Origin of the sequence: Rothia similimucilaginosa (genome assembly GCF_029850875.1) — a bacterium.
In the GTDB taxonomy this organism is placed as follows: Bacteria; Actinomycetota; Actinomycetes; order Actinomycetales; family Micrococcaceae; genus Rothia.
The window spans coordinates 142683-159736 of the sequence record NZ_JAOVAM010000004.1 but is presented as its reverse complement, the minus strand read 5'-3'; the positions used below and the strand labels follow the sequence as shown (position 1 = coordinate 159736).

The window sequence follows — 17054 nt, the reverse complement described above, 5'->3', positions numbered from 1 at the left end:
CTTTGATGTTTAGGTATGTCGAATGTTGGTAAAGCTGGCGAAACTTCATGGAGATGTGGGACACTTAAGATGTTCGACTCGTCGCAATAATGCGACGTGACCCCTCTACGGTTTGCGCCGACCAATAGGAGAACCCTATGTCCTTTATTGATCGTCATCTCGGCCCCCGTTCCGCAGACGCAGAGCAGATGCTCGAAACCCTGGGATACTCTTCCCTGGATGCGCTGATGGACGCTGTTGTCCCCTCCCAGATCCGCCTTGACGGCGATCTGCAGCTGCCTGCTCCGCTGTCGGAGCATGAGGCTCAGGCAAAGATTGCCGGCTATGCAGCGAAGAATAAGGTTCTTGCCCAGATGATTGGTGCCGGATACTACGATGCTGTAACTCCCGCGGTTCTGCGCCGCAATATTCTGGAAAACCCCGGTTTCTACACTTCTTACACCCCGTACCAGGCTGAGATTTCTCAGGGCCGTCTGGAGGCTCTGCTGAACTTCCAGAACACTGTGATGGAGCTGACCGGCCTGGAGATTGCAAACTCCTCCCTGCTGGATGAGGCTTCTGCTGTAGCTGAAGCAGCTGTCATGATGCACCGTGCAAACCGCAAGGTGAAGAACGGCTTCTTCGCTATTGACTCTCGTTGCCTGCCTCAGGTTATTTCGGTGACTCGTGGCCGCGCAGAGATGCTCGGCATTCCTTTTGTGATTACTGACTTCTCCGAGGGCCTGCCTGAGGGCGATTTGTACGGCATTATCTTGGCGTACCCTAGCAATGAAGGCGAGATTCGCGATATTGAGCCGCTGATTAAGGCCGCTAAGGAGCGTAACGCTCTGGTCACCGTTGCTGCTGACCTGCTGGCTCTGACCCTGCTGAAGTCCCCGGGTGAGCTGGGCGCTGATATCGCTGTGGGTAACACTCAGCGTTTCGGTCTGCCCTTCTTCTTCGGCGGTCCGCACGCTGCGTACATGGCTGTTCACAAGGGTATGGAGCGCACTATGCCTGGCCGTCTGGTGGGTGTTTCTAAGGACTCTGCTGGTAAGCCCGCGTACCGTCTGGCTCTGCAGACTCGTGAGCAGCATATCCGCCGTGAGAAGGCTACCTCTAATATTTGTACTGCTCAGGCTCTGCTGGCGATTGTTGCTGGCGCTTACGCGATGTACCACGGTCCTGAGGGTCTGCGCGCTATCGCGAACCGTCTGCACACCAACGCGGCTAGTGTTGCTACTGCGCTGAAGGCAGCAGGTTACGGTATTGCTCACGACACTTTCTTCGACACCGTCGTGGTGGAGGCTGCTGGCCGTGCCGATGAGCTGGTTGCGAAGGCTCTGGAAGCTGGCGTGAACATCCGCCGCTTCGACGAGAACCGTGTTGGTATCTCTGTGGGTGAGTCTCACGGTGAGGAACTGCTCAAGAGCCTGGTTGAGGCTCTGGGCGGCACCCTGGGCGAGGCAGATGCACAGTATGATCTGCCCGCTGAGCTGCTGCGTACCGATGACTACATGCAGCACCCGATTTTCCACAAGTACCGTTCTGAGACCGAGATGATGCGCTACCTGCGTCACCTCGCTGATAAGGACCTGGCGCTTGACCGCACCATGATTCCGCTGGGTTCGTGCACCATGAAGCTGAATGCAGCGGCTGAGATGGAGCCTATCTCCTGGCCTGAGTTCGCAAACATTCACCCGCTGGTCCCGGAGGACCAGGCTGTGGGCTGGCACGAGTTGATTAAGGACCTGAGCGAGTGGCTGGTTGCTATTACCGGTTATGATGCTATCTCCTTGCAGCCGAACTCGGGTGCAACCGGTGAGTACGCTGGTCTGCGCGCTATCCGTTCCTTCCACGAGGCTAATGGTGACCACGAGCGTGACACTGTACTGATTCCGCTGTCTGCTCACGGTACCAACGCAGCATCTGCCGCTCTGGCTGGTCTGAAGGTTGCCGGTGTGGCAACTGCGGCTGACGGTTCGATTGATGTTGACGACCTGAAGGTAAAGATTGAGAAGTACGGCCCCAAGGTTGCCGGCATCATGATTACCTACCCCTCTACCCACGGTGTGTTTGAGGAGCAGGTTGCTGAGGTCTGCCAGTTGGTCCACGAGGCAGGTGGCCAGGTATACCTGGATGGTGCGAACCTGAACGCTCAGATGGGCTTCGCTCAGCCCGGTAAGTTTGGTGGCGATGTTTCGCACCTGAACCTGCACAAGACCTTCTCCATTCCTCATGGTGGCGGCGGCCCCGGTGTGGGCCCTCTGGCTGTTCGTGAGCACTTGGCGAAGTTCCTGCCCGGTGACGCATACCATGCTGATGCTGAGGGTAAGCTCCCCAACGACGCTGCACTGCCGATTTCGCAGGCGTTCTTCGGTTCTGCAGGCGTTCTGCCGATTAGCTGGATGTACATTGCGATGACTGGTGCTCAGGGTCTGAAGGACTCTTCGCAGTACGCGGTTCTGAACGCTAACTACATTGCGAAGAAGCTCAATGACAAGTACCCGGTGCTGTACACCGGCCCCGGCGGTCTGGTCGCTCACGAGTGCATCCTGGACTTGCGTCAGCTGACCGATCAGACTCACGTGACAGCTGAGGATGTCTGCAAGCGTCTGATGGACTTCGGCTTCCACGCTCCGACCCTGGCGTTCCCGGTTCCGGGCACCCTGATGGTTGAGCCGACTGAGTCTGAGTCGAAGGAAGAATTGGACCGCTTTATTGAGGCAATGGAGACCATCTACGACGAGATCATCGAGGTGGCTGAGGGTAAGGTCGCTGTGGAGGATTCGGTTCTGCGCAACGCACCGCACACCGTTGATGTGGTGAGTGCCGATGAGTGGGATCGCCCCTACAGCCGTACCCAGGCAGCTTTCCCGGTCCCGAGTCTGCGTGCTAATAAGTACTTCACTTCGGTGGGTCGTATCGACGGCGCTGGCGGTGACCGTAACTTCGTGTGCGAATGCCCCCCGATGGAGGCTTTCGACCTGGAAGCATAAGGAGCCTATAACGCTCCTGGGTAGACTGTAGCGGTCTACCTGCCTCACCCGTTCTCAGATTTCTGGGGCGGGTGGGGGTCGCCTCCGCAGCGTATCTCGTGTCTGTGGGGGTGAATGAAATCTATGACGATTGAACGATAACAGCACAAGGCTGTGCGTGAGGAGAATCTAATGTCCCCTAAGAAGACCTCTCTGTACTCTGTCCACGAGAAGCTTGGTGCTTCTTTCACCGACTTTGGCGGCTGGGATATGCCCCTGAAGTACGCTAATGACGTTGCTGAGCATGAGGCTGTCCGTACTAGTGCCGGTATTTTCGACTTGTCTCATATGGGTGAGTTCCGCGTGACCGGTCCGGATGCGGGCGCGTTCCTGGATTACGCTCTGGTGTCGAATATGTCCATCCTGAAGGTTGGTAAGGCAAAGTACTCGATCCTGGTCAACGACAAGGGCGGCGTGATTGACGACCTGATTACTTACCGTCTGGGCGATGAAGAGTTCCTAGTTGTTCCGAATGCTTCGAATATTGAGACTGACTTTGCGGCGATGAGCGAGCGCCTGGGTGATTTCAATGTTGAGTTTGTGAATGAGTCGGAGCAGACTTCTCTGGTGGCTGTTCAGGGTCCTCGTGCTGAGGAGATTCTGCTGGCTGCTGGCATGTCTGATGATGAGGCTGTCCGTGAGCTGAAGTACTACGCTTCGGTGCCGCTGACTGTTGCCGGTGTTGATGTTCTGCTGGCTCGTACCGGTTACACCGGTGAGGACGGTTTCGAGCTGTTTGTTCCGAATGAGAACGCTGTTGAGCTGTGGGATAAGCTGACTGCTGCTGGCGAGCCTTTCGGCATGATTCCTGCCGGTCTGGCTTCTCGCGACTCCCTGCGTCTTGAGGCTGGTATGCCCCTGTACGGTCACGAGCTGGGTCTGGACATTACTCCCTTTGAGTCCGGTCTGGGTCGTCTGGTTGAGATTGCGTTGGAGAAGAAGGCAGCTGACTTCGTTGGTCGTGAGGCTCTGGCTGAGCTGGCTAAGAGCGAGTCGAAGCGTATCCTGGTTGGTCTGAAGGCTCAGGCGAAACGTCCTGCTCGTGCCGGTTCTAAGCTGGTGGACGCTGAAGGTAATGAGATTGGTGAGGTTACCTCCGGTATTCCTTCCCCGACTTTGGGTTTCCCGATTGCTATGGCACTGGTGAACCGTGAGTTCTCTGAGGTTGGCTCTACCGTGGATGTTGATATCCGCGGTAAGCGTGCTCCGTTTGATGTTGTGACTCTGCCGTTCTACAAGCGTGAGAAGTAAGAGTTTTTCTGCAGATAATCTGTAGGGGAGAGGCGTCGTGCCCTGTGTAGGCACGGCGCCTTTTATTCGATGTGCTGCGGTGCTGAGTGGTGGGGGAGTGTCGAGGTGTTCTAGGCCTTAGTTTGTGATGGTTCTGAAGTGCGTTAGGATTAGAGCGGTCAGTCAAGGGTGATTGTCCGCACGTAGAGACCGCAGATTGATGTGTGCTTCCTCTGTTGAGGTGCACGTATCTTTTGGTGCGGTGCACAGACATTTTTATTTGAAGGACAGAACATGGCTATTAACCAGAGTGCACCCAGCAGTGCCCAGAAGAAGGCAGAGGCTCTGCCGTACGACATCAGTGTTTTTGAGATGTTCAGCATTGGTGTGGGTCCTTCGAGCTCACATACCGTGGGGCCGATGCGCGCTTCGAACCGTTTTGTGGCGGAGCTGATTGATGAGGGCATGCTGGACTGTGTAACGGGCGTACATGTTGACCTGTATGGTTCGTTGGCGGCTACGGGCGCTGGTCACGGCACGATGAGCGCTGTGTTGAAGGGTTTGTGCGGTTTTGTTCCGGAGACGATTAATATCGCTGATTCTGAGGCGATGATTGAGCGTAATAGTGTGGACGGCACGTTGCCTCTGGCAGGTTACCCCTCCTCTGCTTATGGTGTGACTGCGCCTGGTGGCGAGGAGCAGAAGGTGTATGGTCCGGTGGTGAAGTACCGTGAGCTGGATATGACTCTGCGTCCGCTGACGGTTCTTCCGCGCCATACGAACGGCATGAAGATCGCGGCGTTTGCGGGTGAGCAGCTGCTGTTGGAGCGTACCTACTATTCCATTGGTGGCGGCTTCATTGTTGAGGGTGATGAGGAGGCGACCGGTGGTGCGTCGCTGATGAACCCTCCGTATCCGTTCGGTTCGGCTACTGAGCTGCTGGAGATGGCGAATGAGGCTGGGTTGTCGATTGCGCAGTTGAAAATGGCGAATGAGTGTTCTTTGCGTTCTGAGCAAGAGGTCCGCGATGGCATCTTGCATATCTACCGTGTGATGAAGGAGTGCATTGGCTCTTCTCTGGCACGTGTGGGGTATTTGCCGGGCCCGCTGAAGGTGCGTTGCCGTGCGGGTGCGTGGCATCGCGATTTGATGGTGGAGGATCCTTCGAAGTCTCCTGAGTTCGCTATTGACTGGGTGAATCTGATTGCTTTGGCGGTCAATGAGGAGAACGCTTTTGGTGGTCGTGTGGTGACCGCTCCGACGAATGGTGCTGCGGGCATTATTCCGGCGGTGTTGCATTATGCGATGAACTACACGCAGGGTATTCGACATTGCGGTCAGGCTGCTCGTGATCAGGCGGTTGTTGATTTCTTCTTGGCTTCTTCTGCTGTGGGTGTGCTGTATAAGAAGCGTGCGTCGATTTCTGGTGCTGAGGTTGGTTGCCAGGGTGAGGTGGGTAGTGCCTCCTCGATGGCTGCTGCCGGTTTGGCACAGGTGATGGGTGGTACTCCTGAGCAGGTTGAGAATGCTGCTGAGATTGCGATGGAACACAACTTGGGTCTGACCTGTGACCCGGTGGGTGGTTTGGTGCAGATCCCTTGTATTGAGCGTAATGCGATGGCGGCGTCGAATGCAGTGACGGCTGCACGTATGGCGTTGCGTGGTGATGGTACGCACCGTGTGTCGTTGGATCAGGTGATTGAGACGATGCGTCAGACCGGTTTGGATATGTCTCACCGTTACAAGGAGACGTCTATGGGCGGTTTGGCGGTGAATGTGGTGGAATGCTAGGTGCATGCCGTGGCAGGTTTGCACTCCTGATGCGGGTGTGGTAGACAGATGGGCTTTCTTCCTGTATTGTTAGTATTTACGCTTTCCCTAACCTTTGTGCCTTCATATAGCGGTGGGCACGGGCTGAAGGTGACGTTTTCCGTCCGACTCTATAGCTTCTAGCACCGTTTATATCGGGGGCTGAGGTTGTCGTGTCGCCGGTAATGTCGCCGGGAGGCTGATTGCTAACAGACATGTCTGTGGAAGGATCCCCATTTTGGTCGCTTCGAGCACCTCGAATCATGATGCCGCTAACGGTGCGGAGAACGTCTCCCGCCGAATTTCATTCGCGAAGATTAATGAACCACTGAAGGTTCCCAACCTGCTTGCTATCCAGACCGATAGCTTCGACCGCCTCGTGGGTAACGAGCGCTGGGTGGAGCGTCTGGAAAAGGCACAGGCTGCAGGTGACAATTCTGTCCCCGCTCAGTCCGGTCTGGCTGAGATTTTTGAAGAAATCTCCCCGATTCGTGACTTCCAGGAGACTATGCAGCTCTCCTTCTCTGAGCCTGAGTTTGCTGACCCCAAGTACTCTGTTGAGGAGTGCAAGGACCGCGACGCAACCTACTCGGCTCCGCTGTACATCAAGGCTGAATTCATGAACCTCGCTACTGGCGAGGTCAAGCAGCAGACCCTGTTCATGGGCGACTTCCCCCTGATGACCGAGGCTGGTACCTTCGTTATTAACGGTACTGAGCGTGTGGTCGTTTCTCAGCTGGTGCGTTCCCCCGGTGCTTACTTTGAGAAGGCTCCGGACCGTACCTCAGATAAGGACATTTACTCTGCCCGCGTGATTCCTTCCCGCGGTGCATGGTTCGAGCTTGAGATTGATAAGCGCGATCAGGTAGGCGTGCGTCTGGACCGTAAGCGTAAGCAGTCTGTGACTGTTCTGCTGAAGGCTCTGGGCTGGACCGAGTCTAAGATTCTGGCTGAGTTCGGTCAGTACGACTCCATCCGTGCAACCCTGGAGAAGGACTCCGTTAAGGACCGCGACGAGGCTCTGCTGGATATCTACCGCAAGCTGCGTCCGGGCGAACCCCCGACGGTTGAAGCGGCTCAGGGTCTGCTGGACAACATGTACTTCACCCCGCGCCGCTACGACCTGGCGAAGGTTGGTCGTTACAAGCTGAACCGTAAGCTCGGTGTGGACGTTCCCATGGATTCCCCCGAGGCTTCCGTTCTGAGCCAGGACGACATCGCTCAGATGATTCGTTACCTCTGCGCTCTGCACGCAGGTGAGACCACCATCCCCGGCGTCCGTGACGGCGAGGAAATCTCCCTCAAGATCGATATCGACGATATTGACCACTTCGGCAACCGCCGTATCCGCACCGTGGGTGAGCTTATTGAGAACCAGATCCGTACCGGTCTGTCTCGTATGGAGCGCGTGGTTCGTGAGCGCATGACCACCCAGGATGTGGACGCTATCACCCCGCAGTCCCTGGTGAACATCCGCCCCGTCGTGGCAGCTATCAAGGAGTTCTTCGGTACCTCTCAGCTGTCGCAGTTCATGGACCAGAACAACCCGCTGGCAGGTCTGACCCACAAGCGTCGTCTGTCCGCACTGGGCCCGGGCGGTCTGTCCCGTGACCGTGCAGGCATGGAAGTTCGAGACGTCCATCCCTCGCACTACGGTCGTATGTGCCCCATTGAAACTCCTGAAGGCCCGAACATTGGTCTGATTGGTTCGCTGGCAACCTACGGTCGTATCAACTCCTTCGGTTTCATTGAGACTCCCTACCGCGTGGTAACTGACGGCCGCGTGACCGACGAGGTCCGCTACCTAACCGCTGACGACGAGAAGTCCGTCGTTATCGCACAGGCAAACGCACCGCTGAACCCCGACCGCACCTTCGCTGAGAATGAGGTTCTCTGCCGTGCGGGTGACGGTTCTGGTGAAGCTGTTATGGTTGCTCCCGGCGCCGTGCAGTACATGGACGTTTCCCCGCGTCAGATGGTGTCTGTGGCTACCGCCCTGATTCCTTACCTGGAGCATGATGACGCTAACCGAGCACTGATGGGTGCTAACATGCAGCGTCAGGCTGTGCCCCTGCTGGAGTCTGAGGCTCCCGTGGTTGGTACCGGTATGGAGAAGTATGCAGCACTGGATTCCGGTGACTCTGTGCTCGCGAAGAAGCCCGGTGTGGTTTCCTCCGTTGACGCTAAGACCGTTATCGTCCGTAACGACGACGGCTCTGTCTCCACCTACCCGATTATGAAGTTCTCCCGTTCGAACCCGGGTAACTGCTACAACCAGCGCGTTGTGGTGAAGGAAGGCCAGCGCGTCGAATACCGCGACGTTATTGCTGACGGCCCCTCCACCGACGGTGGTGAGCTGGCACTGGGTAAGAACCTGCTCGTGGCATATATGCCGTGGGAAGGCCTGAACTACGAGGATGCGATCATCCTCTCCCAACGCATGGTTTCTGAGGACGTGCTGACCTCGATCCACATTGAGGAGCACGAGATTGACGCTCGCGACACCAAGCTGGGCCCCGAGGAGATTACCCGCGACATCCCGAACGTGTCCGAGGACGTTCTCTCGGCTCTGGACGAGCGCGGCATCATTCACATCGGTGCTGAAGTTGAGGCTGGCGACATCCTCGTTGGTAAGGTCACTCCTAAGGGCGAGACCGAGCTGACCCCCGAGGAGCGCCTGTTGCGCGCAATCTTCGGTGAGAAGTCTCGCGAGGTTCGTGACACCTCTCTGAAGGTCCCTCACGGCGAGTCCGGTACCGTCATTGGTATCCGCATCTTCGACCGCGAGAGCAATGATGAGGACGATCTGCCCCCGGGTGTGAACCAGCTGGTCCGTGTGTACGTGGCTCAGAAGCGTAAGATTACCGACGGCGACAAGCTTGCAGGCCGCCACGGTAACAAGGGTGTTATTTCCAAGATCCTTCCGATCGAGGATATGCCCTTCCTGGAAGACGGTACCCCCGTGGACGTTATCCTGAACCCGCTGGGTGTGCCCGGTCGTATGAACATTGGTCAGGTTCTGGAAGTCCACACCGGTTGGCTGGCTAAGCAGGGTTGGAAGATTGAAGGCGAGCCCGAGTGGCTCAAGCACATGCCGAACTTCCCGAAGGAATCCGGCCCGACCCGCCTGGCAACCCCGGTGTTTGACGGTGCCCACGAGGACGAGCTGTTTGACCTCATGGATCACTCAAACCCGAACCGCGATGGTGACCGTCTGATCAACCGCTCCGGTAAGGCACGTCTGATTGACGGCCGTTCCGGTGAGCCGTTCCCGGACCCGATTTCGGTTGGTTACCAGTACATCCTGAAGCTGCACCACCTGGTGGATGACAAGATTCACGCTCGTTCCACCGGTCCGTACTCGATGATTACCCAGCAGCCCCTGGGTGGTAAGGCGCAGTTCGGTGGTCAGCGCTTCGGTGAGATGGAAGTGTGGGCGCTGGAGGCATACGGCGCCGCATACACCCTGCAGGAAATCCTGACCGTCAAGTCCGATGACGTGGCGGGCCGTGTGAAGGTTTACGAGGCTATTGTGAAGGGCGAGAACATCCCTGAGCCGGGTATCCCCGAATCCTTCAAGGTTCTTATCAAGGAAATGCAGTCTCTGTGCCTGAACGTCGAGGTGCTCTCCACCGACGGCAAGACTATTGAGATGAGCGACTCGGAGGAAGAAGGCTTCCGGGCAGCAGAAGATATGGGCGTAAGCCTGACCCACGACGAGCCTAGCTCCGTCGACGAGGCATAAGCACCGCCTCCTTCTAGGGTGGGGAACCCCGTATGCGCTCGCGTGCGTTGTGGGGTTCCCACCCGCTAACCTAAGTCTTCAGAAACTTACAGAAAGAGATTAGGACCGATATGTCCAACGAATCTTCGCTTGGTTTGATGCGAATTGGCCTCGCCACCGCCGACGACATCCGTCGTTGGTCTTTTGGTGAGGTTAAGAAGCCCGAGACCATCAACTACCGTACCCTGAAGCCCGAAAAGGACGGTCTCTTCGACGAGCGTATCTTCGGCCCCACCAAGGACTGGGAGTGCTACTGCGGTAAGTATAAGCGCGTACGCTTCAAGGGCATTGTGTGTGAGCGCTGTGGTGTTGAGGTGACCCGCTCTAAGGTACGTCGTGAGCGTATGGGTCACATTGAGCTGGCTGCTCCTGTTACCCACATTTGGTACTTCAAGGGTGTTCCTTCCCGTCTGGGTTACCTGCTGGATCTGGCTCCGAAGGACCTGGAGAAGGTCATTTACTTCGCTGCGTACATGATCACTAAGGTTGATGAGGAAGCTCGTCACGAGGACCTGCCGATGCTGCAGGCTGCTCACGACCGCGAGAAGCAAGAGCTTGAGGCTGCTCTGAACGCTGATGTGAACGCTATTAGCCGTGAGGTTGAGGCGGAGCTGGCTCGTATTGAGGCAGAGGGCGGCAAGGCTGCTGAGAAGCGTAAGCTGCGTGATAACGCTGAGCGTCAGCTCGCGTCGGTGCGTAAGCGTTACGAGCGTGAGGCTGAGCACCTGGATCGTGTATGGGATCGCTTCAAGAACCTGAAGGTCGCTGACCTTGAGGGTGACGAGGCTCTGTACCGTTCCATGATTGATAAGTACGGCCTGTACTTTGAGGGTGCAATGGGCGCAGAGGCTATTAAGAAGCGTCTGGAGTCCTTCGACCTGGAGGCTGAGTCTGAGGCTCTGAAGGAGATCATTCAGACCGGTAAGGGTCAGAAGAAGACCCGCGCTCTGAAGCGTCTGAAGGTTGTTAACGCCTTCCTGACCACTAATAACTCCCCGCTGGGTATGGTCCTGGATGTTGTTCCGGTTATTCCGCCGGAACTGCGCCCGATGGTTCAGCTGGACGGTGGCCGCTTCGCGACTTCCGACCTGAACGACCTGTACCGTCGTGTGATTAACCGTAACAACCGTTTGAAGCGTCTGCTGGAGCTGGGTGCTCCCGAGATTATCGTGAACAACGAGAAGCGTATGCTGCAGGAAGCTGTGGACTCGCTGTTCGATAACGGTCGTCGTGGTCGCCCGGTGACCGGCCCCGGTAACCGCCCCCTGAAGTCTCTGTCTGACATGCTGAAGGGTAAGCAGGGTCGTTTCCGTCAGAACCTGCTCGGTAAGCGTGTTGATTACTCGGGTCGTTCCGTGATTGTGGTTGGTCCTCAGCTGCAGATGCACCAGTGTGGTCTGCCCAAGCAGATGGCACTGGAGCTGTTCAAGCCCTTCGTTATGAAGCGTTTGGTGGAGCTGAGCCACGCTCAGAACATTAAGAGCGCTAAGCGTATGGTTGAGCGTTTCCGCCCGCAGGTTTGGGACGTTCTGGAAGAGGTTATTGCTGAGCACCCGGTTCTGCTGAACCGTGCACCTACCCTGCACCGTCTCGGTATTCAGGCGTTTGAGCCGAAGCTGGTTGAGGGTAAGGCTATTCAGCTGCACCCGCTGGTTTGCTCCGCGTTCAACGCTGACTTCGACGGTGACCAGATGGCAGTTCACCTGCCGCTATCTCCCGAGGCTCAGGCTGAGGCTCGTATCCTCATGCTGTCCTCGAACAACATCCTGAAGCCTTCGGATGGCCGCCCTGTGGCTGTCCCTTCGCAGGATATGATCATTGGTCTGTACCACCTGACTAGCTCCCGCGATGGTCAGAAGAACGAGGGTCACGCATTCTCCTCGGTGGCTGAGGCTCTGATGGCGATGGATCGTCACGAGATTGAGCTGTACACCAAGGTGAAGATTCGCCTTGATGGTGACCAGTTCGTTGCCCCCGAGGATTGGGAAGCACCGGAGGGCTACCAGCCCGGCGATTCTGTGCTGCTGGACTGCACCGTTGGTCAGGTTCTGTTCAACCAGGCTCTGCCGAAGGATTACCCCTGGTTCTCTGGCGTGGCAGATAAGAAGGGCCTGGGTAGCCTGATTAATGATCTGGCTGAGCGTTACCCGATGGATGTTGTGGCTCGTGCGCTAGACAACCTGAAGAACTCCGGTTTCTACTGGGCTTCCCGTTCAGGCGTGACCGTGGCTGTTTCCGATATTGCTACTCCTTCTGAGAAGCCGGCAATTATGGAGCGCTACGAGAAGCAGGCTGCTGCAATTCAGGATGACTTCGAGATCGGTACCATCGATGACGAAGAGCGTCGTCAGGAATTGATCAAGGTTTGGACCGAGGCTACCGACGTGGTTGCAGAGGCTATGCGTGAGAACTTGAGCTCTCACGGTGGTCTGAACACTATTTACCGTATGGTGACCTCCGGTGCACGTGGTAACTGGATGCAGGTCCGTCAGATTGCGGGTATCCGTGGTCTGGTGTCGAACCCGAAGGGTGAGATTATGCCTCGCCCGATTAAGTCCTCGTACCGTGAAGGCCTGTCGGTTCTGGAGTACTTTATCGCAACCCACGGTGCACGTAAGGGTCTGGCTGATACCGCGCTGCGTACCGCTAACTCGGGTTACTTGACCCGTCGTTTGGTGGACGTTTCTCAGGATGTTATCGTTCGTGAGCACGACTGTGGCACCCGCCGTGGTCTGGTTCTGCCTCTGATTGATGAGGACGGCGGTCTGCACCCGGACGTCGAGACTTCGATTCACGGTCGTACCCTTGCGGTGGATGTGAATGATGAGTCTGGTAACGTTCTGGCTGCCGCGGGTTCCGATGTCTCTGATGAGCTCATTGAGAAGCTCTTCAAGGCAGGCGTGAAGGAAGTTCGCGTCCGTTCGGTTCTGACCTGTGAGTCTGCTATTGGTGTGTGTGCACTGTGCTATGGTCGTTCGATGGCTTCGAACGTTCTGGTGGACATTGGTGAGGCTGTTGGTATTATTGCGGCTCAGTCGATTGGTGAGCCCGGTACCCAGCTGACCATGCGTACCTTCCACACCGGTGGTGTGGCTTCGGCTGACGATATTACTCAGGGTCTGCCCCGTATTCAGGAGCTGTTCGAGGCTCGTACTCCCAAGGGTGTTGCCCCGATTTCTGAGGTCTCCGGTCGCGTGACCATTGAGGATACCGAGAAGTCCTACAAGATTGTGGTGACCCCGGACGATGGTTCTGAGCCTCAGTCCTACACTGTTCTGCGTCGTGCGGCCTCTAAGCTGCAGAATGGCGACCACGTTCAGGTTGGCGATCAGCTGGCTACCGGTTCTGTTGATCCGAAGGAGGTTCTGCGTATTCGTGGTCCTCGTGAGGCTCAGAAGCACCTGGTGAGCGAGGTTCAGGGTGTGTACAAGTCGCAGGGTGTGGAAATCCACGACAAGCACGTTGAGGTTATTGTTCGCCAGATGCTGCGTCGCGTGACCGTGATTGAATCCGGTGATACCGATCTGCTGCCTGGTGAGCTGGTTGATAACATTGCTTTCCAGACTGCTAACCGCAAGGCACTGGTTGAGGGTAAGAAGCCCGCAGCTGGTCGTCCGGAAATGATGGGTATTACCAAGGCTTCGCTGGCTACCGAGTCCTGGCTGTCGGCGGCCTCCTTCCAGGAGACCACCCGCGTCCTGACTCAGGCTGCTATGGAAGCGAAGACTGACCCGCTGCTCGGCCTGAAGGAGAACGTGATTATCGGTAAGCTGGTTCCCGCCGGTACCGGTCTGGCACGTTACAACAATATTGAGGTTGAGCCCAGCGCTCAGGCTACTGCTGAGAGTATGCAGACTCTGGACACTTTCGGTGGTTACCAGAGTGCGTTCCAGATGGATAACGAGGTGTACACTTACGGCAACGGCGGCTTCATGGCTGTTTCGCTGGATGAGTACGGTCGTGGTCTGGACTAAGGCTTCTGCCGTGAGGGGCAGGTTGAGGGTTTAGACTCCCGGCCTGGTCTTCATTAGAAACGCGGATACTCGAGTTTGTCTCGGGTATCCGCGTTTTGTTTTATGAGGGGTGGAGGATTCTTTTAAGCGTGGCTATAATACTCTTTATCCTTCAATATGAGGTTGTATATTCTATGCCTAGTGGGTGAATTTATTTATAAAAATATTGAAGTGCATTATTTTTTATAATGGGAAAATTACTTGACTGCGCAAGAAATTAGGTGTCAGTCAAATATTCCCCATCTCCCTAGAAGACACACCAGGACTGCAATATATAGAATGTTGACTCGTTTTTATTTGAAGTTTATGTAGAATAAACATTCTTGATTTGAGCAATGCGAATTCAACTGGAAAGCCTTTTGGTTAGGTTATAGTCTTGAAGGCATGCATATCGCTCCAATCACTTCCGTACGGGTGATTTTCGCGGTACCCGACTGCTTTCCGGAGCATCTCAATCTCAGATGTCTGAACAGGATTCTTCTATGTCTGCAGGGGAGCGAAAGCACTCCTCTGTTTTTCGCGTTTTAAGGCGCCCACCCACTCTCTTGCTTGCATTGGTGTAGCATACCTTATTGTGGCTTCCGCAGTTCTTCTACCGGTCAGGTTGCGACCGCGGCCCCTGTTTCTCAGAGCGCTAGTGCTACCCCCTACCTGGTAGATGCGGGTGCGGCGGATGTTATCGGTGAGCCCAGTGAAGTCGGCTTCATGGGTTATGACGACTCTTTCCAGAAGGGCAGCGGTGTGCATAATCGTCAGTATGCTCGCGCTTTTCATACGGTGGATCGCGCCTCCGGTAAGCGCAACCTCATTGTTGTCCTGGACTCTCTGACTGGCTGGCAGTCGCTGCGTGATGAACTGGTCAAGAGTATCCGTGCATAGTTTGGCTTCGCATACGATGAGTCGAACATTATGATTACCGTGACTCACACCCACACGCCCCCCCCCCCGGTGGTATTACGCACCAGAGCCTGTACAACATTACGACCCTGGGCTTCCATCAGGAGGTGCTCAATGCTAATGCTGGTGATGTTTCCCCGAATACTTGGTTGAAGCCTGGTCAGGGTCCCACTAATGACCAGTTCAAGAATGTGAAGATTCAGGGTGAGAAGCAGTCTAATGCTGTGCGTTCTCAGCTCAAGAGTGCGGGTACTCCGGTGGGTAAGGGGCTGGATTTGCGTATTTCGTACTTCAATTTCTCGGGTATGAACGTGGATGCCAAGTACACCGGTGGTGGCCATAATGAGCGCACCTGTCAGGGTTTCTTGAGTACTTCGTTTGGTTCTGGTTCCACTGAGGATGGCGGTGGTGGCTGGGATGCCTATAGGGAAGGCTCTGGTTGCCCCTCTATGCTGGTTACTTTGGTGTTCACTCCGAGTGCAGCGCAGACGCGTTGCCAGCAGCCGAAGGGCATTCTCTTCTCTGCAAAAAATGGAACGGTCATTCAGGAAAAGTATCCAGTGCAGATTATGAGCTTCGGCGTCCCAGGTGACGGTTCACTGGAAGGTGTCGGCTAATACTCATAAGGGGTAGTACCGCATCCGCTACTACGGCAATGCCAATAAAAATTCGAAGACTATTACCCTGTTTGAGGGCCAGACTCGAGTCTTCCAGGTGGCGTAGCCCAGCAGCCGCTGTGGTGGACCTATAACTGGATACTCCCTTGCGGGAGGCGGATGTAGCTACGCGCTCGCCTCCCGCATCTGTTGATGCTGCCGAGAATCATCGAGAGGGTTCTGGGTGGTCTTCTGCTTTAACTTACTCCAAGGAGGCAAAAGAAACAGAGCGAGCCGAAGAGGCAGTGGGGGAGCAGTAAATCCCAATAATGTAATTTAAGTGAGGCACATCATCAGCTTTTGCTCTTAGGTAGGGGCTTAAAAGCAAAGAATCCCCGCTCTGGCGCTAGATTAAGTGGGATTTAACCTGTATAGTCTTATGCGAAGTACTTGAGCTCGGTGCACAAGGATCCACCCCCGGTGGGTTTACGCGGGATATTTCCCGAGGGTACGGGCATGATGAATCAATGGCAGTATGGATACCGTCCTTTGGTGTTGCTTTTTGCTGACACCTAAATGCCATTTTTAAGCGTGCCCAAAAACTTTTTCACCTCTGAAGGTGGGGAATTTTAGCCCTGAGAACTCGCCGAGATGTCGAGGAACCTATAGAAACCAACCGGATATGCATCCGAGCGTTTCTGATAACCGAGAGCACCCATCCAACGTGATGGGGGCCAGTAAGTTTATACGGGATTTTCTAACGAGGAACCCGATCAAGCAACGGAGAAAACGTGCCTACTATTCAGCAGCTGGTCCGTAAGGGCCGGACTCCCAAGGTCGTTAAGACCAAGGCGCCCGCACTGAAGGGCAACCCCATGAAGCGTGGCGTGTGCACCCGTGTGTACACCACCACCCCGAAGAAGCCGAACTCGGCACTGCGTAAGGTCGCTCGTGTCAAGCTCAACGGCGGCGTCGAGGTTACCGCATACATTCCCGGTGAGGGTCACAACCTGCAGGAGCACTCGATTGTGCTCGTTCGCGGTGGTCGTGTGAAGGACCTCCCCGGTGTTCGCTACAAGATCGTTCGTGGCGCTCTGGATACCCAGGGTGTTAAGGGTCGCGGCCAGGCTCGCTCCCGCTACGGCGCTAAGAAGGAGAAGAAGTAATGCCTCGTAAGGGTCCCGCTCCCAAGCGTCCCCTCGTAAACGATCCTGTTTACGGTTCTGCTCTGGTCACCCAGCTGATCAACAAGGTTCTGCTGGACGGCAAGAAGTCCGTCGCAGAGCGCATCGTCTACGGTGCCCTCGAGGGCGTCGAGAAGAAGACCGGTTCTGACCCGGTCGCAACTCTGAAGAAGGCTATGGACAACATCAAGCCTTCTCTCGAGGTTCGCTCCCGCCGCGTCGGCGGTGCAACCTACCAGGTTCCGGTTGAGGTTCGCCCCGGCCGTTCCACCGCTCTGGCTCTTCGCTGGCTCGTTGGCTTCTCCAAGCAGCGCCGCGAGAAGACCATGACTGAGCGTCTGATGAACGAGATCCTGGATGCATCCAATGGTCTTGGTGCCGCTGTGAAGCGTCGCGAGGACACTCACAAGATGGCCGAGTCCAACAAGGCCTTCGCACACTACCGCTGGTAATTCTCCGTTTAGAGCCTGCCGAGTCAATTCGAGTCGGCAGGCTTTCGGAGTATCTCATTTAGGGAGAATAAC

At 55.9% G+C, this 17054-nt stretch carries 9 protein-coding genes; all 9 read left to right on the top strand.

Annotated elements, in window-relative coordinates; genetic code table 11:
* The first annotated feature begins 137 nt into the window (after positions 1 to 137).
* The 9 genes from gcvP to rpsG all read left to right on the top strand — a co-directional run bounded on the left by gcvP (position 138) and on the right by rpsG (position 16982).
* Positions 138 to 2978: an aminomethyl-transferring glycine dehydrogenase gene (gene gcvP / locus QFX05_RS04545; RefSeq protein WP_279741302.1), complete on the top strand. Its 2841-nt coding sequence runs from the start codon at positions 138 to 140 to the stop codon at positions 2976 to 2978.
* Between the two features lie 171 nt (positions 2979 to 3149).
* A complete protein-coding gene (gcvT, locus tag QFX05_RS04540) occupies positions 3150 to 4268 on the top strand; it encodes a glycine cleavage system aminomethyltransferase GcvT (RefSeq protein ID WP_279741300.1) in 1119 nt (372 codons plus the stop codon).
* A gap of 273 nt (positions 4269 to 4541) precedes the next feature.
* Positions 4542 to 6038 carry an L-serine ammonia-lyase gene (locus QFX05_RS04535; protein ID WP_279741299.1) on the top strand — a complete coding sequence of 499 codons (1497 nt, stop codon included), beginning with the start codon at positions 4542 to 4544 and terminating at the stop codon, positions 6036 to 6038.
* Between the two features lie 256 nt (positions 6039 to 6294).
* Complete coding sequence (gene rpoB, locus QFX05_RS04530; RefSeq protein WP_279741297.1) at positions 6295 to 9801, top strand: DNA-directed RNA polymerase subunit beta; 3507 nt, start codon at positions 6295 to 6297, stop codon at positions 9799 to 9801.
* Positions 9802 to 9911: 110 nt separating this feature from the next.
* Positions 9912 to 13814 (top strand): DNA-directed RNA polymerase subunit beta', encoded by a 3903-nt coding sequence (locus tag QFX05_RS04525; RefSeq protein WP_279741295.1) that lies wholly within the window; start codon positions 9912 to 9914, stop codon positions 13812 to 13814.
* Between the two features lie 588 nt (positions 13815 to 14402).
* Positions 14403 to 14732 (top strand): neutral/alkaline non-lysosomal ceramidase N-terminal domain-containing protein, encoded by a 330-nt coding sequence (locus QFX05_RS04520; protein WP_279741293.1) that lies wholly within the window; start codon positions 14403 to 14405, stop codon positions 14730 to 14732.
* A 125-nt stretch (positions 14733 to 14857) separates the two neighbouring features.
* The gene (locus tag QFX05_RS04515) at positions 14858 to 15367 is read left to right on the top strand and encodes a neutral/alkaline non-lysosomal ceramidase N-terminal domain-containing protein (protein ID WP_279741291.1); all 510 of its coding nucleotides are present in this window, start codon (positions 14858 to 14860) and stop codon (positions 15365 to 15367) included.
* 770 nt (positions 15368 to 16137) lie between these two features.
* Positions 16138 to 16512, top strand: coding sequence for a 30S ribosomal protein S12 (gene rpsL, locus QFX05_RS04510; RefSeq protein WP_005504939.1), 375 nt, complete (start codon positions 16138 to 16140; stop codon positions 16510 to 16512).
* Complete coding sequence (rpsG, locus tag QFX05_RS04505; protein ID WP_005504941.1) at positions 16512 to 16982, top strand: 30S ribosomal protein S7; 471 nt, start codon at positions 16512 to 16514, stop codon at positions 16980 to 16982. Before rpsL ends, rpsG begins: the two co-directional genes overlap by 1 nt.
* Positions 16983 to 17054: the final 72 nt, after the last annotated feature.